At 52.1% G+C, this 14,824-nt stretch carries 20 protein-coding genes and 1 tRNA gene; 18 read left to right on the plus strand and 3 right to left on the minus strand.

The features are described 5' to 3' along the window. Positions 1-7: 7 nt before the first annotated feature. Together TCELL_RS01930 and TCELL_RS01935 are read right to left on the minus strand one after the other, a co-directional pair. Positions 8-1,918 carry an anaerobic ribonucleoside triphosphate reductase gene (locus TCELL_RS01930; protein WP_014737047.1) on the minus strand — a complete coding sequence of 637 codons (1,911 nt, stop codon included), beginning with the start codon at positions 1,916-1,918 and terminating at the stop codon, positions 8-10. Between the two features lie 173 nt (positions 1,919-2,091). Beyond that, positions 2,092-2,781: a 16S rRNA methyltransferase gene (locus TCELL_RS01935; protein WP_238529031.1), complete on the minus strand. Its 690-nt coding sequence runs from the start codon at positions 2,779-2,781 to the stop codon at positions 2,092-2,094. Between TCELL_RS01935 and TCELL_RS01940 the strand changes: the two genes are divergently transcribed. From TCELL_RS01940 to TCELL_RS02025, 18 genes are all read left to right on the plus strand, one after another. Continuing rightward, positions 2,765-3,214 carry a ribonuclease P protein component 4 gene (locus tag TCELL_RS01940; RefSeq protein WP_157864682.1) on the plus strand — a complete coding sequence of 150 codons (450 nt, stop codon included), beginning with the start codon at positions 2,765-2,767 and terminating at the stop codon, positions 3,212-3,214. The two genes, TCELL_RS01935 and TCELL_RS01940, sit on opposite strands and share 17 nt — an antisense overlap. Then, positions 3,145-3,456, plus strand: coding sequence for a YhbY family RNA-binding protein (locus tag TCELL_RS01945; protein ID WP_083829948.1), 312 nt, complete (start codon positions 3,145-3,147; stop codon positions 3,454-3,456). Before TCELL_RS01940 ends, TCELL_RS01945 begins: the two co-directional genes overlap by 70 nt. 60 nt (positions 3,457-3,516) lie before the next feature. Next, complete coding sequence (locus TCELL_RS01950; RefSeq protein WP_014737051.1) at positions 3,517-3,984, plus strand: 30S ribosomal protein S19e; 468 nt, start codon at positions 3,517-3,519, stop codon at positions 3,982-3,984. A 50-nt stretch (positions 3,985-4,034) separates the two neighbouring features. Next, complete coding sequence (locus TCELL_RS01955) at positions 4,035-4,364, plus strand: DNA-binding protein (protein ID WP_014737052.1); 330 nt, start codon at positions 4,035-4,037, stop codon at positions 4,362-4,364. A 2-nt stretch (positions 4,365-4,366) separates the two neighbouring features. Beyond that, positions 4,367-4,522 carry a 50S ribosomal protein L39e gene (locus tag TCELL_RS01960; protein ID WP_014737053.1) on the plus strand — a complete coding sequence of 52 codons (156 nt, stop codon included), beginning with the start codon at positions 4,367-4,369 and terminating at the stop codon, positions 4,520-4,522. Positions 4,523-4,534: 12 nt separating this feature from the next. Continuing rightward, entirely contained in the window at positions 4,535-4,828 is a 294-nt protein-coding gene (locus TCELL_RS01965; protein ID WP_014737054.1) for a 50S ribosomal protein L31e, read from the plus strand. 24 nt (positions 4,829-4,852) lie between these two features. Next, complete coding sequence (locus TCELL_RS01970) at positions 4,853-5,530, plus strand: translation initiation factor IF-6 (protein ID WP_014737055.1); 678 nt, start codon at positions 4,853-4,855, stop codon at positions 5,528-5,530. After that, on the plus strand, positions 5,530-5,793 hold the full coding sequence (gene rpl18a / locus TCELL_RS01975; RefSeq protein WP_014737056.1) for a 50S ribosomal protein L18Ae: 264 nt from the start codon (positions 5,530-5,532) through the stop codon (positions 5,791-5,793). The genes TCELL_RS01970 and rpl18a overlap by 1 nt, the downstream gene beginning before the upstream one ends. Next, entirely contained in the window at positions 5,790-6,275 is a 486-nt protein-coding gene (pfdA, locus tag TCELL_RS01980) for a prefoldin subunit alpha (RefSeq protein ID WP_014737057.1), read from the plus strand. The genes rpl18a and pfdA overlap by 4 nt, the downstream gene beginning before the upstream one ends. Positions 6,276-6,298: 23 nt before the next feature. Beyond that, a complete protein-coding gene (gene ftsY / locus TCELL_RS01985) occupies positions 6,299-7,183 on the plus strand; it encodes a signal recognition particle-docking protein FtsY (RefSeq protein ID WP_014737058.1) in 885 nt (294 codons plus the stop codon). 11 nt (positions 7,184-7,194) lie between these two features. Next, positions 7,195-7,380, plus strand: a complete 186-nt coding sequence (locus tag TCELL_RS01990) for a protein translocase SEC61 complex subunit gamma (protein ID WP_014737059.1) — start codon at positions 7,195-7,197, stop codon at positions 7,378-7,380. Between the two features lie 4 nt (positions 7,381-7,384). Continuing rightward, complete coding sequence (locus tag TCELL_RS01995; RefSeq protein WP_014737060.1) at positions 7,385-7,858, plus strand: transcription elongation factor Spt5; 474 nt, start codon at positions 7,385-7,387, stop codon at positions 7,856-7,858. 2 nt (positions 7,859-7,860) lie between these two features. Beyond that, entirely contained in the window at positions 7,861-8,373 is a 513-nt protein-coding gene (locus TCELL_RS02000; RefSeq protein ID WP_014737061.1) for a 50S ribosomal protein L11, read from the plus strand. Beyond that, complete coding sequence (locus TCELL_RS02005; protein ID WP_014737062.1) at positions 8,373-9,017, plus strand: 50S ribosomal protein L1; 645 nt, start codon at positions 8,373-8,375, stop codon at positions 9,015-9,017. The genes TCELL_RS02000 and TCELL_RS02005 overlap by 1 nt, the downstream gene beginning before the upstream one ends. Position 9,018: 1 nt before the next feature. Next, the gene (locus tag TCELL_RS02010) at positions 9,019-10,044 is read left to right on the plus strand and encodes a 50S ribosomal protein L10 (protein ID WP_238529032.1); all 1,026 of its coding nucleotides are present in this window, start codon (positions 9,019-9,021) and stop codon (positions 10,042-10,044) included. An 86-nt stretch (positions 10,045-10,130) separates the two neighbouring features. Next, entirely contained in the window at positions 10,131-10,460 is a 330-nt protein-coding gene (gene rpl12p / locus TCELL_RS02015; protein WP_048163561.1) for a 50S ribosomal protein P1, read from the plus strand. Between the two features lie 89 nt (positions 10,461-10,549). Further along, positions 10,550-13,255 carry an alanine--tRNA ligase gene (gene alaS / locus TCELL_RS02020; protein ID WP_014737065.1) on the plus strand — a complete coding sequence of 902 codons (2,706 nt, stop codon included), beginning with the start codon at positions 10,550-10,552 and terminating at the stop codon, positions 13,253-13,255. A 58-nt stretch (positions 13,256-13,313) separates the two neighbouring features. Then, a tRNA-Arg gene (locus tag TCELL_RS02025) sits at positions 13,314-13,388 on the plus strand. A gap of 108 nt (positions 13,389-13,496) precedes the next feature. On the opposite strand, the gene TCELL_RS02030 is transcribed toward TCELL_RS02025, so the two are convergent. After that, entirely contained in the window at positions 13,497-14,774 is a 1,278-nt protein-coding gene (locus tag TCELL_RS02030; protein WP_014737066.1) for a tRNA (N(6)-L-threonylcarbamoyladenosine(37)-C(2))-methylthiotransferase, read from the minus strand. Positions 14,775-14,824 lie beyond the last annotated feature (50 nt).

A 14,824-nucleotide genomic window follows, 5' to 3' on the forward strand; every position in this document is an offset into this window, starting at 1 on the left:
CCTCGCGCTACGCGTAGTGCTTTCTAGTCCAGAACTCCTTCCTCCTGTACGGGTTCCAGTTCTTCAGTGGTCTGTAGTACCCTATGATCCTGCTCCAGATCTCCACGTTTGTGTTGCCACACACCGGGCACTTAGTGTATAGGCCGGTAAAGGTCCTATTACACGAGGGGCAGTATGTCAGGGCAGGTGTGAAGCTCCAGTAAACGATGTCCGTCTCCATGATCCTCTTGGCGAGCTTTGCGAGGGCTTCCGGCTCCGGTTCTTCGCCGAGGAATATGTGCATCATAACTCCTCCTGTGAAATACTTCTGGACTCTAGCCTCAATCTCTATCCTCTCGGCTAGATCGATTTCGCCATAGTACGGCGCTATACTTGTACTGTACACCGGGTTCTCCGGGTCGGGAAGGTACTCGGCTAGCTCGGGGTACAGCTTCATATCAATAGAGGCCATCTTAGGCGACGCGGACTCCGCGGGGACCTCCTCCACGTTCCACGGTGTACCGGCCTCCCTCATCCACTCCCTTGCGTGGCTGGTCGCGAACTCCACCATTTTCCTCATCAACTCGGCGGCTCTCAACCAGTCTTTCCTAGACCCCTCGAGCCATAGTTTGGGTTCTCCCATGTAGATCGCGGCGGCCTCGGGTAGTCCTACTAAACCAATGGTGTTGAAGTGGCTAGAGGGGAACTCAGGCATGTACTCCAGTATCATACTGTAGAGACCCGGGTACTGCTTCATGAGCTTCACGTACCTCTGCCTGAACCAGTCGACAGTCTCTTTTACCAGCTCGAGCCTCTCCTCGTATAACTCCCAGAACTTGGACTCCTCTCTCTGGGACTCGAGTACAACCCTAGGTAGGTTAACGTCGACGACGTTCACGCTACCTGTTATGTCTGGCATAGCCCATAGCCCTCCGAACCTCTGCCTCTCCAGCTTACTCCAGTACTCCTCCTCAGCCTCCTCGAGGTCCTTCCTCGTAAGCGAACTACCCTTTAGGCTGAAGCCTCCTGTCTTAGAGTACGCGTACATGAGCTCGTTTCTGTCGATGGCAATCCTGCAGCACATCGCGAAAGACCCGTCGGGGTCGACAACCCTCGTGTTGAGCCAGTAGAAGCTACCCCTCTTAGCCGCGGTCTTGAACACTAGCTCGTGAATCTCGGGGTCGTCCCAGATCCAAGAGGCAGTGGTCATGAGCGTCGGTATAGGGAACGTAAACGGCTGTCCAACGGCGTCGCCCTCCATGAGCAGTTCGAACATCGCCTTCAAGAACGTCTTGGCCTCGTCCTCGTATGCCCCGAGAGGCTCGACCTTCTTTCCGTCGTACACGGCGTAATCTCCCTCAAGAGCCTTCTTGGCAGCGTTCATTGTGACGGTAAAGTTTGTGAACGGTGTTTGCATACCGACTCTAGTCGGGTAGTTGAGGTTGAAGAGCAACCTCTGTATTTGTTGCTTAACGGTCTTGAAGTCCAGCTTGTCGTTTCTAATAAATGGACCAGCATACCACTCAACGCTTGAGAATGCTTGAGCACCAGTGAAGTAGTGCTGTAGGGTTATCAGGTAGTTGGCGATGTGGTCTACATAGGTATCGAAGTGTTTGGCCGGCCTCGACACGACTGTGAAAGTCTTCAGGCCCTTCTCCAGAAGCCTGCTAACACTGTGGCCCGAGCAGTATGGTATGTATATACTGTAGGGTAGCTTGTGGATGTATATCAGCCCCGCCTTATGGGCTTTCAGAATTCTCGAGGGTATCAAGTCCAGTAGGTCTTTTTTCATATACTCCTCGAGTAGGTAGCTGAAGAAACCTGTAGGACCCATATACCTGTTAGCGTTCTCGTTTACGTCTAAACTATTCCATCTAGCGTACTCTACTAGTGGGTCGACCTTGCTCTCTATTTTATGACTCACGATCTGCTGATCCATGAAAATTTCACCTGATCCAAACCCTTGAAAAGTATTCTTGCTGTTAAACTATTGGTTTTAGTAGGTTTAAAAGAGAGTGATAATTTCGTTATTATACCTAATTATTAAACACCGTAGAAGTGAAAGATCACCATTTTGGATTATTTGATCTAGATCTAACAATAATTATTTAGTTAAGGGCTTAATAAACCTAGCTTTACTTCAAATGCTGTGATCAGACGCGATGCCACGATCCATGTCGGCAACGACTCTTTGTAGATGGAATATTTCACTGTAGCGATCTGAAGTGTTTTTGTATCGAAGTCCCCCTGTTGGAATCCCCCTATACCTACGGCGTAGTTGTTCTCCAGGGCCTCCGTTACTATGGTGTTAAGCCCTTTGGGCTCGCCCCTCTCCCAGAGTAGTATAATACCTTTTAAGCCGTTTCTACGAGCGAAGTCCTCTAGACCGTAGTCTTCAATCTTGATCAGGGGCTCACCTTCCCCAGGGGGGACTCTACCCTCGGATAAAAGTTGCTCCATTAGTCCCACAAACCTGTTGTAGTTGCGGGGTATTCTCACGCCCGTCTTGAAAGATATGATACGTCCATGGTAGGTGTGGACGAACACGTTGACTAGACCACTCCTGCCAGCCGGCCCGTCGAGGACCTGTAGAAGAGTCGTGTGGACTATGTCTGGGCGCCCCCTCTTAACCCAGTCTCTGAGCTTCCTGGCAGCGTGGTAGTGGATAGAGATATCGAGTAGTACCCTGGACGGGTCTTTATCCCGCCTTCTCGCGTTTTTAACAACGGATTGTTCGCGCCTTATCTCTGGCGGTACGAGCTCGAGCCCGGACTCTAGGAGTAGTATGGTCAGTGTCTTCACACTCTCCACCTCGTCGAATGAGATCGCGGGAGGTGGTTTATTTAGCACGCTCTTCAGCAAGAGTCTAAATAGGGTTAGCGGAGGCACGGTTTTGAAAGACGTCCTCAGGGACATAGCGAAGGAGAGAATGGTCATACTCTACGACATGGCGCTAAAAGCGGTTAGGAGCGGCGACAAGGACTTGGCGAGAAGGTACGTCGAGTTATTGGTCGACATCGCTGGTAAGAGCCGGACGAGGCCGCCCAAGAGTATTAGGAGAGGGTACTGCAGGAGGTGTTACATACCTTTAATACCCGGGTTAACAGCAAGGTATAGGATAGTTAGCGAGGGTAAGGGCTCAAGGCTGGTTGTTACATGCCTAGAGTGCGGTTGGAGAAGGAGGTTCATGATAAAATCAAGGAGGAGGTCAGGAAGAGACTCGAGGGCAAGGTAGATGTACAACTAGGTAAAAGGGGTATTACAGAGGGTTTTGTGAAAGAAGTTAAGACGAGGTTGAGTAAGAGGGGCGTGGTGAAGGTCCGTGTGCTCAAGTCTTATCTAAGGGCAAGCGGGTCTGATGTAGAGGAGATAGCTAGAGAGATTGCCTCGAGAACCGGCGGCGTCGTTAGAGACGTTAGGGGGCACACGTTTATCATTGTTAAGAAGCGCGGCGCCGACTCGGCAGCTGTCTATTAACATTTAAAACACCTTAACGATTTTAAACTACATCTAGCTTGCTTAAGGGAGTGCTTTGGGATGGTCAACGCGCTGGAGGTCCCAGCAGACAGGCTAATAAAGAGACTGGCCGCGTACTTGAAAGAGAACGTGCCAGAGGTCAAGCCGCCCAGTTGGTACTTGTTTGTTAAAACCGGCTGCTTCAAGGAGAGGCCGCCTTCGGACCCGGACTGGTGGTACGTTAGGGCCGCGAGTATACTCAGAAAGATGTACAAGGCCGGCGAGCCGGTCGGGCTGACCGAGCTGAGAGTCGTCTACGGCGGTAGGCAGAGGAGGGGTGTCAGACCCCCTCACTTTAGGAAGGCTGGCGGAGGTGTAATCAGGAAGATCCTCCAGCAGCTCGAGCAGGCACAGCTGGTGAGGAGAACCCGTAAAGGTAGGGTACTCACCCCGCAGGCTATAGCGATAATGGACAGGGTGGCGCTCGAGGTAGCGAGGGAGTACGCTAGGGAGAATCCCGAGTACGCCAGGTACCTAGCTACCACCTAAGCCTTAAGAGGATCAAAAACAGTTTTAGACAACTAGGTGGGTGCTTCGTCGTGGCGGCTGGCTACGAAGACGAGGAGTTAGAGGAGATCAAGAGGAGGAAGCTCGCCGAGTTGCAAAGAAAGATGGAGGAGGAGAGGCAGCGCAGAGCGCAGATCGATGCGGCGCTCCGGCAGATCTTGACGCCCGAGGCTAGGGAGAGGCTGGCAAACTTGAGGCTCGTTAAACCGGAGCTAGCACAGGCCCTGGAGGAGCAGTTAATCAACTTGGCTAGGAGTGGGAGAGTTAAAATACCCATAACCGATGATTTTCTCAAGAGACTGCTCGCAGAAATATACGAGCAGACACATAGGGATACAAAGATTGAGATAAGGAGGAAGTGAATATGGCCCGCTTCAAACCCCTAGCCAGGAAGCTCAGGTTAGCAGCTGCCCTTAAGAGTAATAGACCCATACCTATCTGGGTCACGCTCAAGACGAACAGGAGGGTTAGGAGGGCCTTTAGGCTGAGACACTGGCGTAGGAGCAAGCTGAAACTGTGAGGGGTGGTATAGTTGAGCGAGGCACAAGTCAAGAGGTCTGTCCACATAATACCACTTTCCCGCGTCTACTTCGGTAGAAGAATGAACAGAGCTGACAGAGCCGTCAGACTCGTAAAAAAGTATGTTGCGAGGCACTATAAACAAGCCGAGAAGATAGTCATCGACCCTCTGGTGAACAAGCTCATCTGGTCGAGGGGGAGAGAGAAGCCCCCTAGAAGAGTAGTGGTCGAAATAAGGTATAACCCCGAGGAGAAGACGGCAAAGGTGCTGCTGGCTAGGAGTACTCGCAAGACAAAGAACGCGTGAAACTCAACTAGGTGTTTTAATTATATGGAGATTGTGAAGCTGAGCGTTTATGGTAACTCGAATATAGGGGTCTACATTTTCGTAAACAACGAGATCGCACTTGTACCCCCGGGTCTCCCACGGGACGACCTGGAGATGATCAGCGAGATACTGGGCGTAAACATTCTCGAGTTCAGAGTAGCTGGCAGTCCTCTCAATGGAGTTTTTGTGGCGGGAAACGACAACGGGATCTTGCTCCCCTATTTTGTCCACAGCTCGGAAATAGACTGGTTGAAGAAGGAGGTCTCTAGGTACGGTCTCGAAGTGAGAACCCTGAAGTCCCGTGTCACGGCGTTGGGGAATGCGATACTCCTCAACAACAAGGCGGGTATTGTGTCTCCGGATTTCTCAGAGGAAGATGTGAAAGAGATGGTAGAAGTGCTGCGTATCAACGTGGTAAGGAGGAGCCTGATGAACCTCCCCATACCCGGTAGCTTAGGTGTCGTGAACGACTTTGGAGGTATAGTTCACCCCGACTTACCTGAGGACGAAGTAGGTTTCGTCAAACAGGTTCTAGGAGTCACAGTTGAGAAGGCTACAGTCAACGCTGGAGTTCCGTTTATAAAGAGTGGATTAATTGCTAATAATAGGGGTGTCATAGTCGGGGGCATAACAACGGGCCCCGAGATACTGAGGATAAAGAGGGGTTTCGGTGGTGGCTGATGGGAGAGGTGAAGGTTTACAGGGTTACGGGTAGAATGCTCGTCAGCCACGACAGGTACCCTACATGGCAGAAGTTCACGAAGGAGGTTAGGGCCTTGACAAGAGAGCAAGCCCTGGAGAAAGTCTACTCCTTGCTGGGGAGCAATCACAAACTCAGGAGGAAACACATAGTTGTTGAGAAAATCGAGGAGATACCGCTCGAGGAGGCTATGGACCCGCACGTGCGGGAGCTTCTGAAGGTCGAGAGGCTGGTAGTTAAATGAGTAAGAAGCCGGGTGAAGAGGGGAGGGCTGTATCCCTAGAGGAACTAGTTGCGAGAGCTGAGGAGTTGAAGGAGTACGCTGGCGCGTTGCAGTCGGCACTAAACACCTACCTGACACAGTACGCAGAGTTACAGCTGGTTCTAGACACTCTGAGAAACCTGCCACAAGGAGAAACCCAGATATACGTCCTCTTAAATAGGCTCGGCTCTGCTATGGTACCGGCTGTAGTGAAAGACGGTTGGGACAAAAATGTAATAGTGAACCTGGGCCTAAACTACTACGCAAAGGCGAGTAGGGACCAAGGCGTCAGCCTGCTGGAAAAAAGGCTACAGGCGGTGAAGAGGATCGTTGACAAACTGCAGAGGGACTACAAGTCTGTACTAGAGGAGTACTCGTACATCCAGCAAATCCTCACCCAGGTATTTGCTCAACTACAGTCTAGGCAAGCAGGTTCTACCAGCGTAGAAAGCGGAAGTAGATAATAGAGAACCTATAGGGTGTTTTCTTGTTTCGTAGGCTCAAGAGTGTCTTCTCAAACTTCGTCGAGAGAGTTGCGTCAATAGCGTTCTCAAAGGAGAAGCTACTAGGCGAGCTAGAGGAGCTGAAGCTAGAATTATTGTCGAACGACGTCGCTCTAGAAGTAGCGGAGGACATATCAAGCAAGCTTAACAAGGCTATAGAGGACAACGTGGTCAAGTCTAGAGAAAAGCTCGTAGAGTACTTGAAGGAGACTATCCTAGGCTACTTCCGCGAAGCAGGTAGTATCGAGTTCGACAAGGCTGTTAGAAGCGAGAGGCCTTTCAAAATAGTCTTCCTAGGCGTAAACGGTGTCGGCAAAACCACCACTATAGCCAAGATAGCCTACTACCTTAAAGAGAAGGGCTTGAAGCCCTTGATGGTGGCCGCGGATACCTTTAGGGCTGGAGCTCAAGAACAGCTGAAGATACATGGGGACAGAATAGGGGTCCCAGTCTTTACGGGTAGGTATGGGGTGAGCCCTGCCTCGGTGGCGTTCGATAGCATAGCATATGCGAAGAGCAGGGGCTTCGACGTGGTACTCATCGACACAGCTGGTAGAATGCACACAGACGTAGACTTGGTTGAGGAGTTGAGGAAGGTAGTGAAGGTCGTTAAGCCACACATGAAAATACTCGTAGTAGACGCCTTAACAGGGAACGACGCTATAGAACAGGCACGGTTCTTCAACGAGAAAGTAGGCGTAGACGCTGTTGTGATAGCTAAAGTAGATGCTTACGAGCAGGGGGGTGTCCCCGTGAGCATAGTCTACGCGATTAAGAAGCCAATCCTGTTTATAGGCGTCGGCCAGGACTACAAAGATTTAAAACTGTTTGACCCAATTGAGTACCTGGAAAGAATTTTACCCGCTTAGAAAGGGTGTCCGTGTTGGACTTGCGGGAGATGGTCGACCAGTGGAAGAAAATTTTCACTCTCGCGTCTAAACCCGAGAGAGACGATTTCATGACCACGCTCAAGTTGAGTTTACTTGGTATGGCTATCGTAGGGGGTATCGCGTTTATCATAAGAGTGATCTTCTACGCCTTCCTCTTCCCACAGATAGCGGGGTAGCAGTATGTCCTCGGAGGAGGCTAAGATATATGCGGTAAGGACCACCGTAGGGCGTGAGCTGGACGTAGTCCTCATCCTGGAGAGGAGGATAAAGGAGCTGGCAGAAAAAGGCGAGGACGTCGGCATAGCCAGCCTGATAATACCCCCTGGTGTAAGAGGTTACATTTTCATCGAGGCTACAAAGCCCACGGGCATATACAAGGTCATATCCGAGGTAAAGCACTTGAAGAGCTCGTCTCTCATACTAGTATCCAAGGAGGAGATAGAGAGGCTCATCAAGCCAAAGCCGGTAGTGGAGTCCATCAAAGTCGGCGACATAGTAGAGATCGTGAGAGGGCCGTTCAAGGGCATGAGAGCTCAGGTCACCAACGTGGATAAGAATAAAAACATGCTTACGGTTAGCATTTTAGAAGCTACTCACGCGATACCTATAACTATCTCAGGTGAGTACGTGAAGCCTGTTAAGAAGGGTGATTAGCCGTGGGTAAGAAAGTCGTTAGGGTTATGGTGGAGGGCGGGAAGGCTAACCCTGGTCCGCCACTGGGTCCAACCCTGTCCTCTCTTAAGTTGAACGTGCAGGAGGTCGTAAAGGCGATCAACGAAGCCACGAAGGGATTCGAGGGTCTCAGCGTCCCCGTCGAGATCCATGTAGACACCTCGACTAAGAAGTACGAGATCAAAGTAGGCGTACCCACCACGACAGCCCTTCTATTGAAGGAAGCGGGGGCTAGCCAGTTCACAGGTGACCCGGCTCACCAGAAGATAGGCGATCTAAAGATGGAGCAGGTCATCAAAGTGGCCATCTTGAAGAAGGATAAACTGACCGCTAGGACCCTCCGGTCCGCGGTCAAGACCGTTCTCGGTACAGCCAGGTCGATAGGTCTGACCGTGGATGGTAAGGACCCCAAGGAGGTGCAGAAGCTTGTTGACGAAGGTTTTTACGACGAGTTACTAAAGAAGTTTGAGACCGAGTGGGAGAAAGAGGTGTCTTGATGCCCATAACCAAGGAGATGCTTGTCCAGGCTGTAGAAAAGGCGGTATCGCACAAGCACGCTAACTTCAAGGAGACCGTGGAGCTGATAATAGTACTGAGAGACGTGAATGTGAAGGAGCTGGGCGGTAAAGTGAGAGAAACGGTGTTCCTGCCCAAGGGGAGGGGCAAAGAACGTAAAGTGTGTGTTGTGGCTGACGGCGAGATGGCGGAGAGAGCTAGGCAGGCAGGAGCTCACATGGTTCTTACGCCGGCCGACCTCCAGGGTATGACAAAAAAGAACGCAAAGAAGATTGCAGACACGTGTGATTGGGTTCTAGTCAAGACGGATCTAATGGCTGTCGTGGGTAGAACTCTCGGGCCGGCTCTTGGCCCCAGAGGTAAGGCACCGGTACCTGTCCCGCCCGGCTCGGACATGGTGGCCCTGATGAACAGGTTCAAGAACGCTGTGTTGGCCAGGCTAAAGGACCAGCCACAAGTAATGACTTCTATAGGCACTGCTGACATGAAACCCGAGGACTTAGCCGAGAACGCACTCGCCGTGATCTCGGCCGTGGAGACAAAGCTTCCCCAAGGTGTAGCCAATATCGACAAGGTTATAGTCAAGACTACGATGGGGATACCCGTAGAGGTTAGAGGTGTCTAGTGTGCCAGCCCTCATGCAGAAAAGAGAGATCCCTGAGTGGAAAGTCAAGCAAGTAAAGGAGCTAGCAGAGGAGATCAAAAGGCACAAAACGATCCTCGTAGCGGACCTCACAGGTTTCCCTACGAACAAGCTTCAGGAGCTGAGAAAGAAGATAGGCAAGGTAGCATTTATCAAGGTCGTAAAGCCGAAGCTACTAGCCATCTCGCTGAGGGAAGCCGGGATAGACCCCGAGAAGACGGGTCTAACGAAGTACTTGACGGGCCAAGTAGCCCTCCTATTATCAGACATTAACGCGTTCGAGCTCAACAGCCTTCTCGAGAAGCACAAGTCGTACACGTACTACAAGCCCGGCGACGTGGCGTCGAGCGAGATCGTTATACCGGAAGGGGACACAGGCATACCTCCAGGACCTATGTTGAGCGTGTTCGGGAGGCTTAAAATACCAACAAAAGTCGTTGGGAACTCTATTCAAATAGCCAAGGACACGGTCGTGGCTAAACCGGGCGACCAGATATCACCGGAGCTAGCCAGCCTACTCCAGAAATTGGACCTCCCCTTAAAGGAGGTCAAGCTGAGAGTCAAAGTGGCTTACGACGGCGGGATCCTCATCCCCGGCGATAGACTGGCGTTGAATGTCGACGAGTACGTAGAGCTCTTGAAGGTAGCGGCTCTGGACTACCTGAAGGTAGGCGTCGAGATAGCGTGGCCGGAGCCCGACATCCTAAGGCTAACCCTGGTGAAAGCCCACAGACAGGCACTAGGTCTAGCAGTAGAGACAGCCTTCGTGACCCCTGACACCGTGGAGCACATTATTAGGGTCGCTGAGAGTAAGGCCCTGGCGCTAGCAGCGGCCGTGTCAGAGAAGGCACCAGAACTGGGACTCAAGGTCAGCGTGGTTCAGCAACCATCTCAGCCTCAGCAGCAGGCTACCGAGAAGAAGGAGGAAGAGAAGAAAGAGGAGGAGAAGCAGGAGACGATCAGCGAAGAGCAACTGGCTGAAGGGCTCGGAGCCCTCTTCGGGATGTAGCCTATTTGGTTCACGATAGTTTTAAAACCCTTGCATTAATTTAAAAAGCCCTGAAACAATCTACAATGCGTGTAGAGGTGATGTCTATAGAGTACATCTATGCTTCCCTACTACTCTATAGAGCCGGCAAGGAGATAAATGAGGAAAACGTGAAGAAGGTCCTGGAAGCAGCTGGTGTAGCCGTAGACGAGGTAAGGGTTAAGTCCCTCGTTGCGGCGCTCAAGACGATCGACATAGGCAAGGTGCTAGAGCAAGCACTAGCGGCGCCTGTTGCGGCAGCCCCAGTAGCTCAGCCGGTACAGCCTCAGCAGCAGGCTGCCGAGAAGAAGGAGGAAGAGAAGAAAGAGGAGGAGAAGCAGGAGACGATCAGCGAAGAGCAACTGGCTGAAGGGCTCGGAGCCCTCTTCGGGATGTAACACACCCCAGTTCTACTCCCACGAAGCAGCAGAAGTATTTTAATATAACAGCGGGTTTCTATACTCTTTGATGCCTACCGGGGGTATTCTTGTCTACAAGCGACATAGACCTAGGATACTTGAGGAGGTACGGGTACGAGAAGTACAGGTGCATCAAGTGCGAAGGAGTAATATGGAGTACGAGACCTCGAGAGACGTGCCCCGATAGACCCTGCTCTAAGTACGAGTTCCTCTACAAGGACTATAAGAACCTGAGACCTCTCTCCCTCCGAGAGGTTAGGAGCAGGTTCATCGACTTCCTCGTAAGGAGAGGCCACGAGGTCGTCGACCCCTATCCTGTACTAGCAAAGTGGCGCGACGACCTCTACTTGACGATTGCGTCGATAATAGTCTTCCAGCCGCACGTGACCGACGGTCTCGTCGATCCACCCTACAACCCTCTCGTGATAGTTCAGCCGTCGATCAGGCTGACAGACATAGACAACGTCGGGCTCACTTTCGGTAGGCACATGACTAGTTTCGAAATGGGGGGCATGCACGCCTTCAACAAGCCCGGTAAGTTTGTTTACTGGGTCGAGGGAGTCCTAGACAACACGATAGACTTCTTCACAAAGGAGATCGGGCTGAGCATGGACGACATAGTCTTCAAAGAGTCTTGGTGGGAGGGAGGGGGCAACGCTGGCCCAGCCCCCGAAGTGCTGGTCGACGGTCTAGAGGTGGCTACGCTCGTATTCATGAAGTATAAGGACGCAGGTGGTAGGTGGGTAGACAACCCCGTACTAGTCGTCGACTGCGGGTATGGTATCGAGAGGATCACGTGGCTTACTCAGAGAACCCCGACCGGCTTCCACGCAGTGTACGGTAGCCTGGTAGGCAAGTTCAAAGACCTCCTCGGGGTCGAGGAGCCCCCTAGCGATGTCCTGAAGAAGATCGTGTACGAGACTAGCGACAAGGAGATATCCTCTGTGAGCGAACTCCTAGACCTCGCTACCAAGTTGGGCTTCGGCGAGTACGCTAAAGACTTAGAGAGGAGCGTCTACACGTACTCTATACTCGACCATACGAGGACGCTAGCTCTAATGCTCGCGGACGGGATAGTCCCGTCAAATACAGGAGAAGGCTACTTAGCGAGGCTAGTGGCTAGAAGGCTCGCGAGGAACGTACTACTCGCTGGCGTGGAGCTTAGCAAGGTAAGAGACGTTGTACTGGAGCTAATCAACGCCCAGATAAACTACTGGACCGGGGACTACGTCTTCGGCAAGCTGGCTGGTAGAAGAGACTACATCCTGGAAGTGGCACAGGCGGAGATAGGCAAGTTCGTTGACACGTTAGTCGAGAGCGAGAGCCTTGTTAGGAAAATCGTCTCCAGGAAAAAGCAGCTGGGCCTAGAAGACCTGATCTCGATATACGACTCTTACGGTATACCCCCGGAGATAGTTGTCGAGAAAGCCAGGTCTCTGGGCACCAACGTCCAGTTACCACCAGACTTCTACTCGGTCGTGGCAGCGAGGCACTCTGCGCCGCCGAGGCTAGCGAAGCAGGTCGAGAAGCAGGAGGAGTTCGAGTGGGCGAGTAACCTGTGGGAGACGGTGCCGGAGTTCCACATCGACCCCTATAAGAAGAGCACGGAGGCTAGAGTGCTAGGCGTTAAAGGTAGGCTGGTGGTCTTGGACAGGACAGTGATCTATCCGAGGTCGGGTGGGCAGGACTACGACACGGGCATCGTGAGGTTTGGCGAAGAAGTCTACAGGGTTCTCGAGGCGTACAAGTTCGGGAACGTCATAGTCCACGTGCTAGACCGTGAGCCCTCTCTCAGACCAGGTGACACCGTCGTAGTCGAGGTTGACTGGGGTAGGAGGTATAGGCTTATGAGACACCACACGGCGACCCACATAGTTCTCGCAGCCGCCAGGAAGGTACTGGGAGAACACGTTTGGCAAGCCGGCGCCGAGAAGACCGTCGAGAAGGCTAGGCTAGACATAACCCACTACAAGCCCCTGTCAAAAGAGGATGTAGAGGCCATAGAGAAAGAGGCTAATAGAATAGTCGACTTAAGGATCGATCTAAACTTCAACACCTTGAGTAGGTTTGACGCTGAGAAGAAGTACGGGATTAGGCTGTACCAGGGTGGTTCGGTCTATTCGAGTAACGTAAGAGTCGTCGAGATACCAGGTTTCGACGCTCAAGCGTGTTACGGGACGCACGTCAAGAACACAGCCGAGGTCGGCGGGATAAAGATAATCAACGTGGACAGGATACAGGAGGGCGTTGTCAGGCTGGAGTTTGTATCGGCAACCAGGATACCAGAGGTCATGAGAGACTTCATGGATGAAGAGCAGAAAGCCCTGAGTATCCTGGGCGGGGACAACATAGTTGCGGCTGCCGAGAGAATAGTAAACGAGCTCAAGGAAAAGACATCCCTCTTAAGCAGGTACAGGGGTCTCCTCAAGGAGATCCTCCTCGAGAGGAGCGTTGTGAGCGCGAGTTGCGGGTTCGAGTACTACTTCGTCCTCATACCGATAGAGGACGAGGCGCTTAGGAAGGAAGTCGTTGAAGAGGCCGCCTTGAAGAGGAGAGCAATGGTTGTCGTCTTAATGGGCGACTTACTCGAGATAGCGGTAGACCCTACTAAGGCGAGAGAGAGGGGTTTGGACCTCACAAAAGTGGTAAAGGAGCTCGGTCAGTACGGTAAAGGCGGGGGTAAACCAGACCACGTGATAGTCAAGCTATTCAAGCCCACAGACCCCGGTCTTATCAACCATGTAATCGAGAAGGCTGTTTGCTCCAGTAAATAGCCTCGAAGGCGTCGCGCTCATTCTTTTAAACCGGTTTAACTCATAGAAGCATAAAGGCGGGCCCGTCGCCTAGCCAGGATAGGGCGCCGGCCTTCTAAGCCGGAGGCCCGGGGTTCGAATCCCCGCGGGCCCGCTTGGGCAGAATATCTCATCTTAAGGATTAACCCCGTCGCGGGGAGACTACGCCCACTTCTAGACTGAACTCAAGAAAACACGCGTGAAAGCCGTTGGACGGAGTTGTCTAGTTTATTACGTAGCCGCGTAAGTCGAAGAATGTGGCTTCACTAATCGCTACCTTAACCCACCTCCCGTAGTCTAGATCCTCCTCCGATCTCAGGACGACCGGTATGTAGTTTTCAAGCCTACACACCCAGCCTTTTTCTTTTTCTGTGGTGAAGCAGTTCTGAACCGTGTTGACGTACCTCTGTTTGTCTTCGAGACCCACCTGTTCTATTACTCTCAGTGCTTGGAGCACACGTGATTTCTTTGTCTGAGTAGGGATCTGGGGTAGAGACGTGGCTAGCGTCCTAGGTCTTATACTGTAAGCCGCTAGGTGTACTCTTTCGAACCTTAGCTTCTTGATGACTTCTACTGTGTCCTGGAAGTCCTCGTCCGTCTCGTGTGGGAAGCCGACGAGTATGTCGGTGGCGATACTAATGCCCGGGATCTTGCTCTTCAGTTCCTCGACGTAATCGATGTACTCTTCAACGGTGTACTTCCTCCCCATAAGCTTAAGTATCCTGTTACTGCCCGATTGGAGGGGTATATGGAGGAACTTGTAGACTTTCCTATGCTGTAGGGCTTCCACGAGGTCGTCTAGGATGTAGCTCAAGTGTTCGGGGTTGAGCATGCCAACCCTTACCATGAAGTCCCCCTCGACCTCAGCCACGGACTCGATTAACTCCGGCAATTTCCGGGTCTTGTAGAGGTCGATCCCGTATGTGCCGAGGTCCATGCCGGTGAGTTCTATCTCTACAGCACCAAGCCTGACAGCTTCTTCGACAGCCTTCTTGACGTCCTCGATGGGGTGGCTTACGAGCACCCTCCTAGCGTGTTTCACGATGCAGAAAGTGCAGTTGCCCAGGCAGCCCTCCTGTGCGGGTATTGGAGCTATTCTACCCGTCAAGAAGACACCTATAGACCCCCTGCTCCTAAGCCCTGTCAACAAGACGACTCTAGAGTTGGACTCGACGGCGAGGTATATTTTGTCGGCGTTCTGAGGCGAGACGATACTGGCGTCAGGCGCCAGCTTGGCTACCTTATAGGGCTGGGCCTTGGCGAGGCAGCCCGCGACCACTAGTTTTTTACCGCTCTCCTTAGCTAGTCTGTAAAGCTCGGCGATCCTCCTCGCCATCCTATACTCGGTATCGAGCCTTACAGTACACGTGTTGATCACTAGGGCGTCAGCGCTGGTAGGGTCGTCTACTATACCATGCCCCCTATCGGTGAGAACTCTCTTCATTAATGCCTCGTCGCTCTTGTTCAAAGCACATCCATAGGTCTCTAGGTATACTTTCATCTAGTCTTCCTCAACGTTACTTTGAATGAGAGTTATTAAAGCCCTATTAA

The organism is Thermogladius calderae 1633 (genome assembly GCF_000264495.1).
GTDB classification, from domain to species: Archaea; Thermoproteota; Thermoprotei_A; order Sulfolobales; family Desulfurococcaceae; genus Thermogladius; species Thermogladius calderae.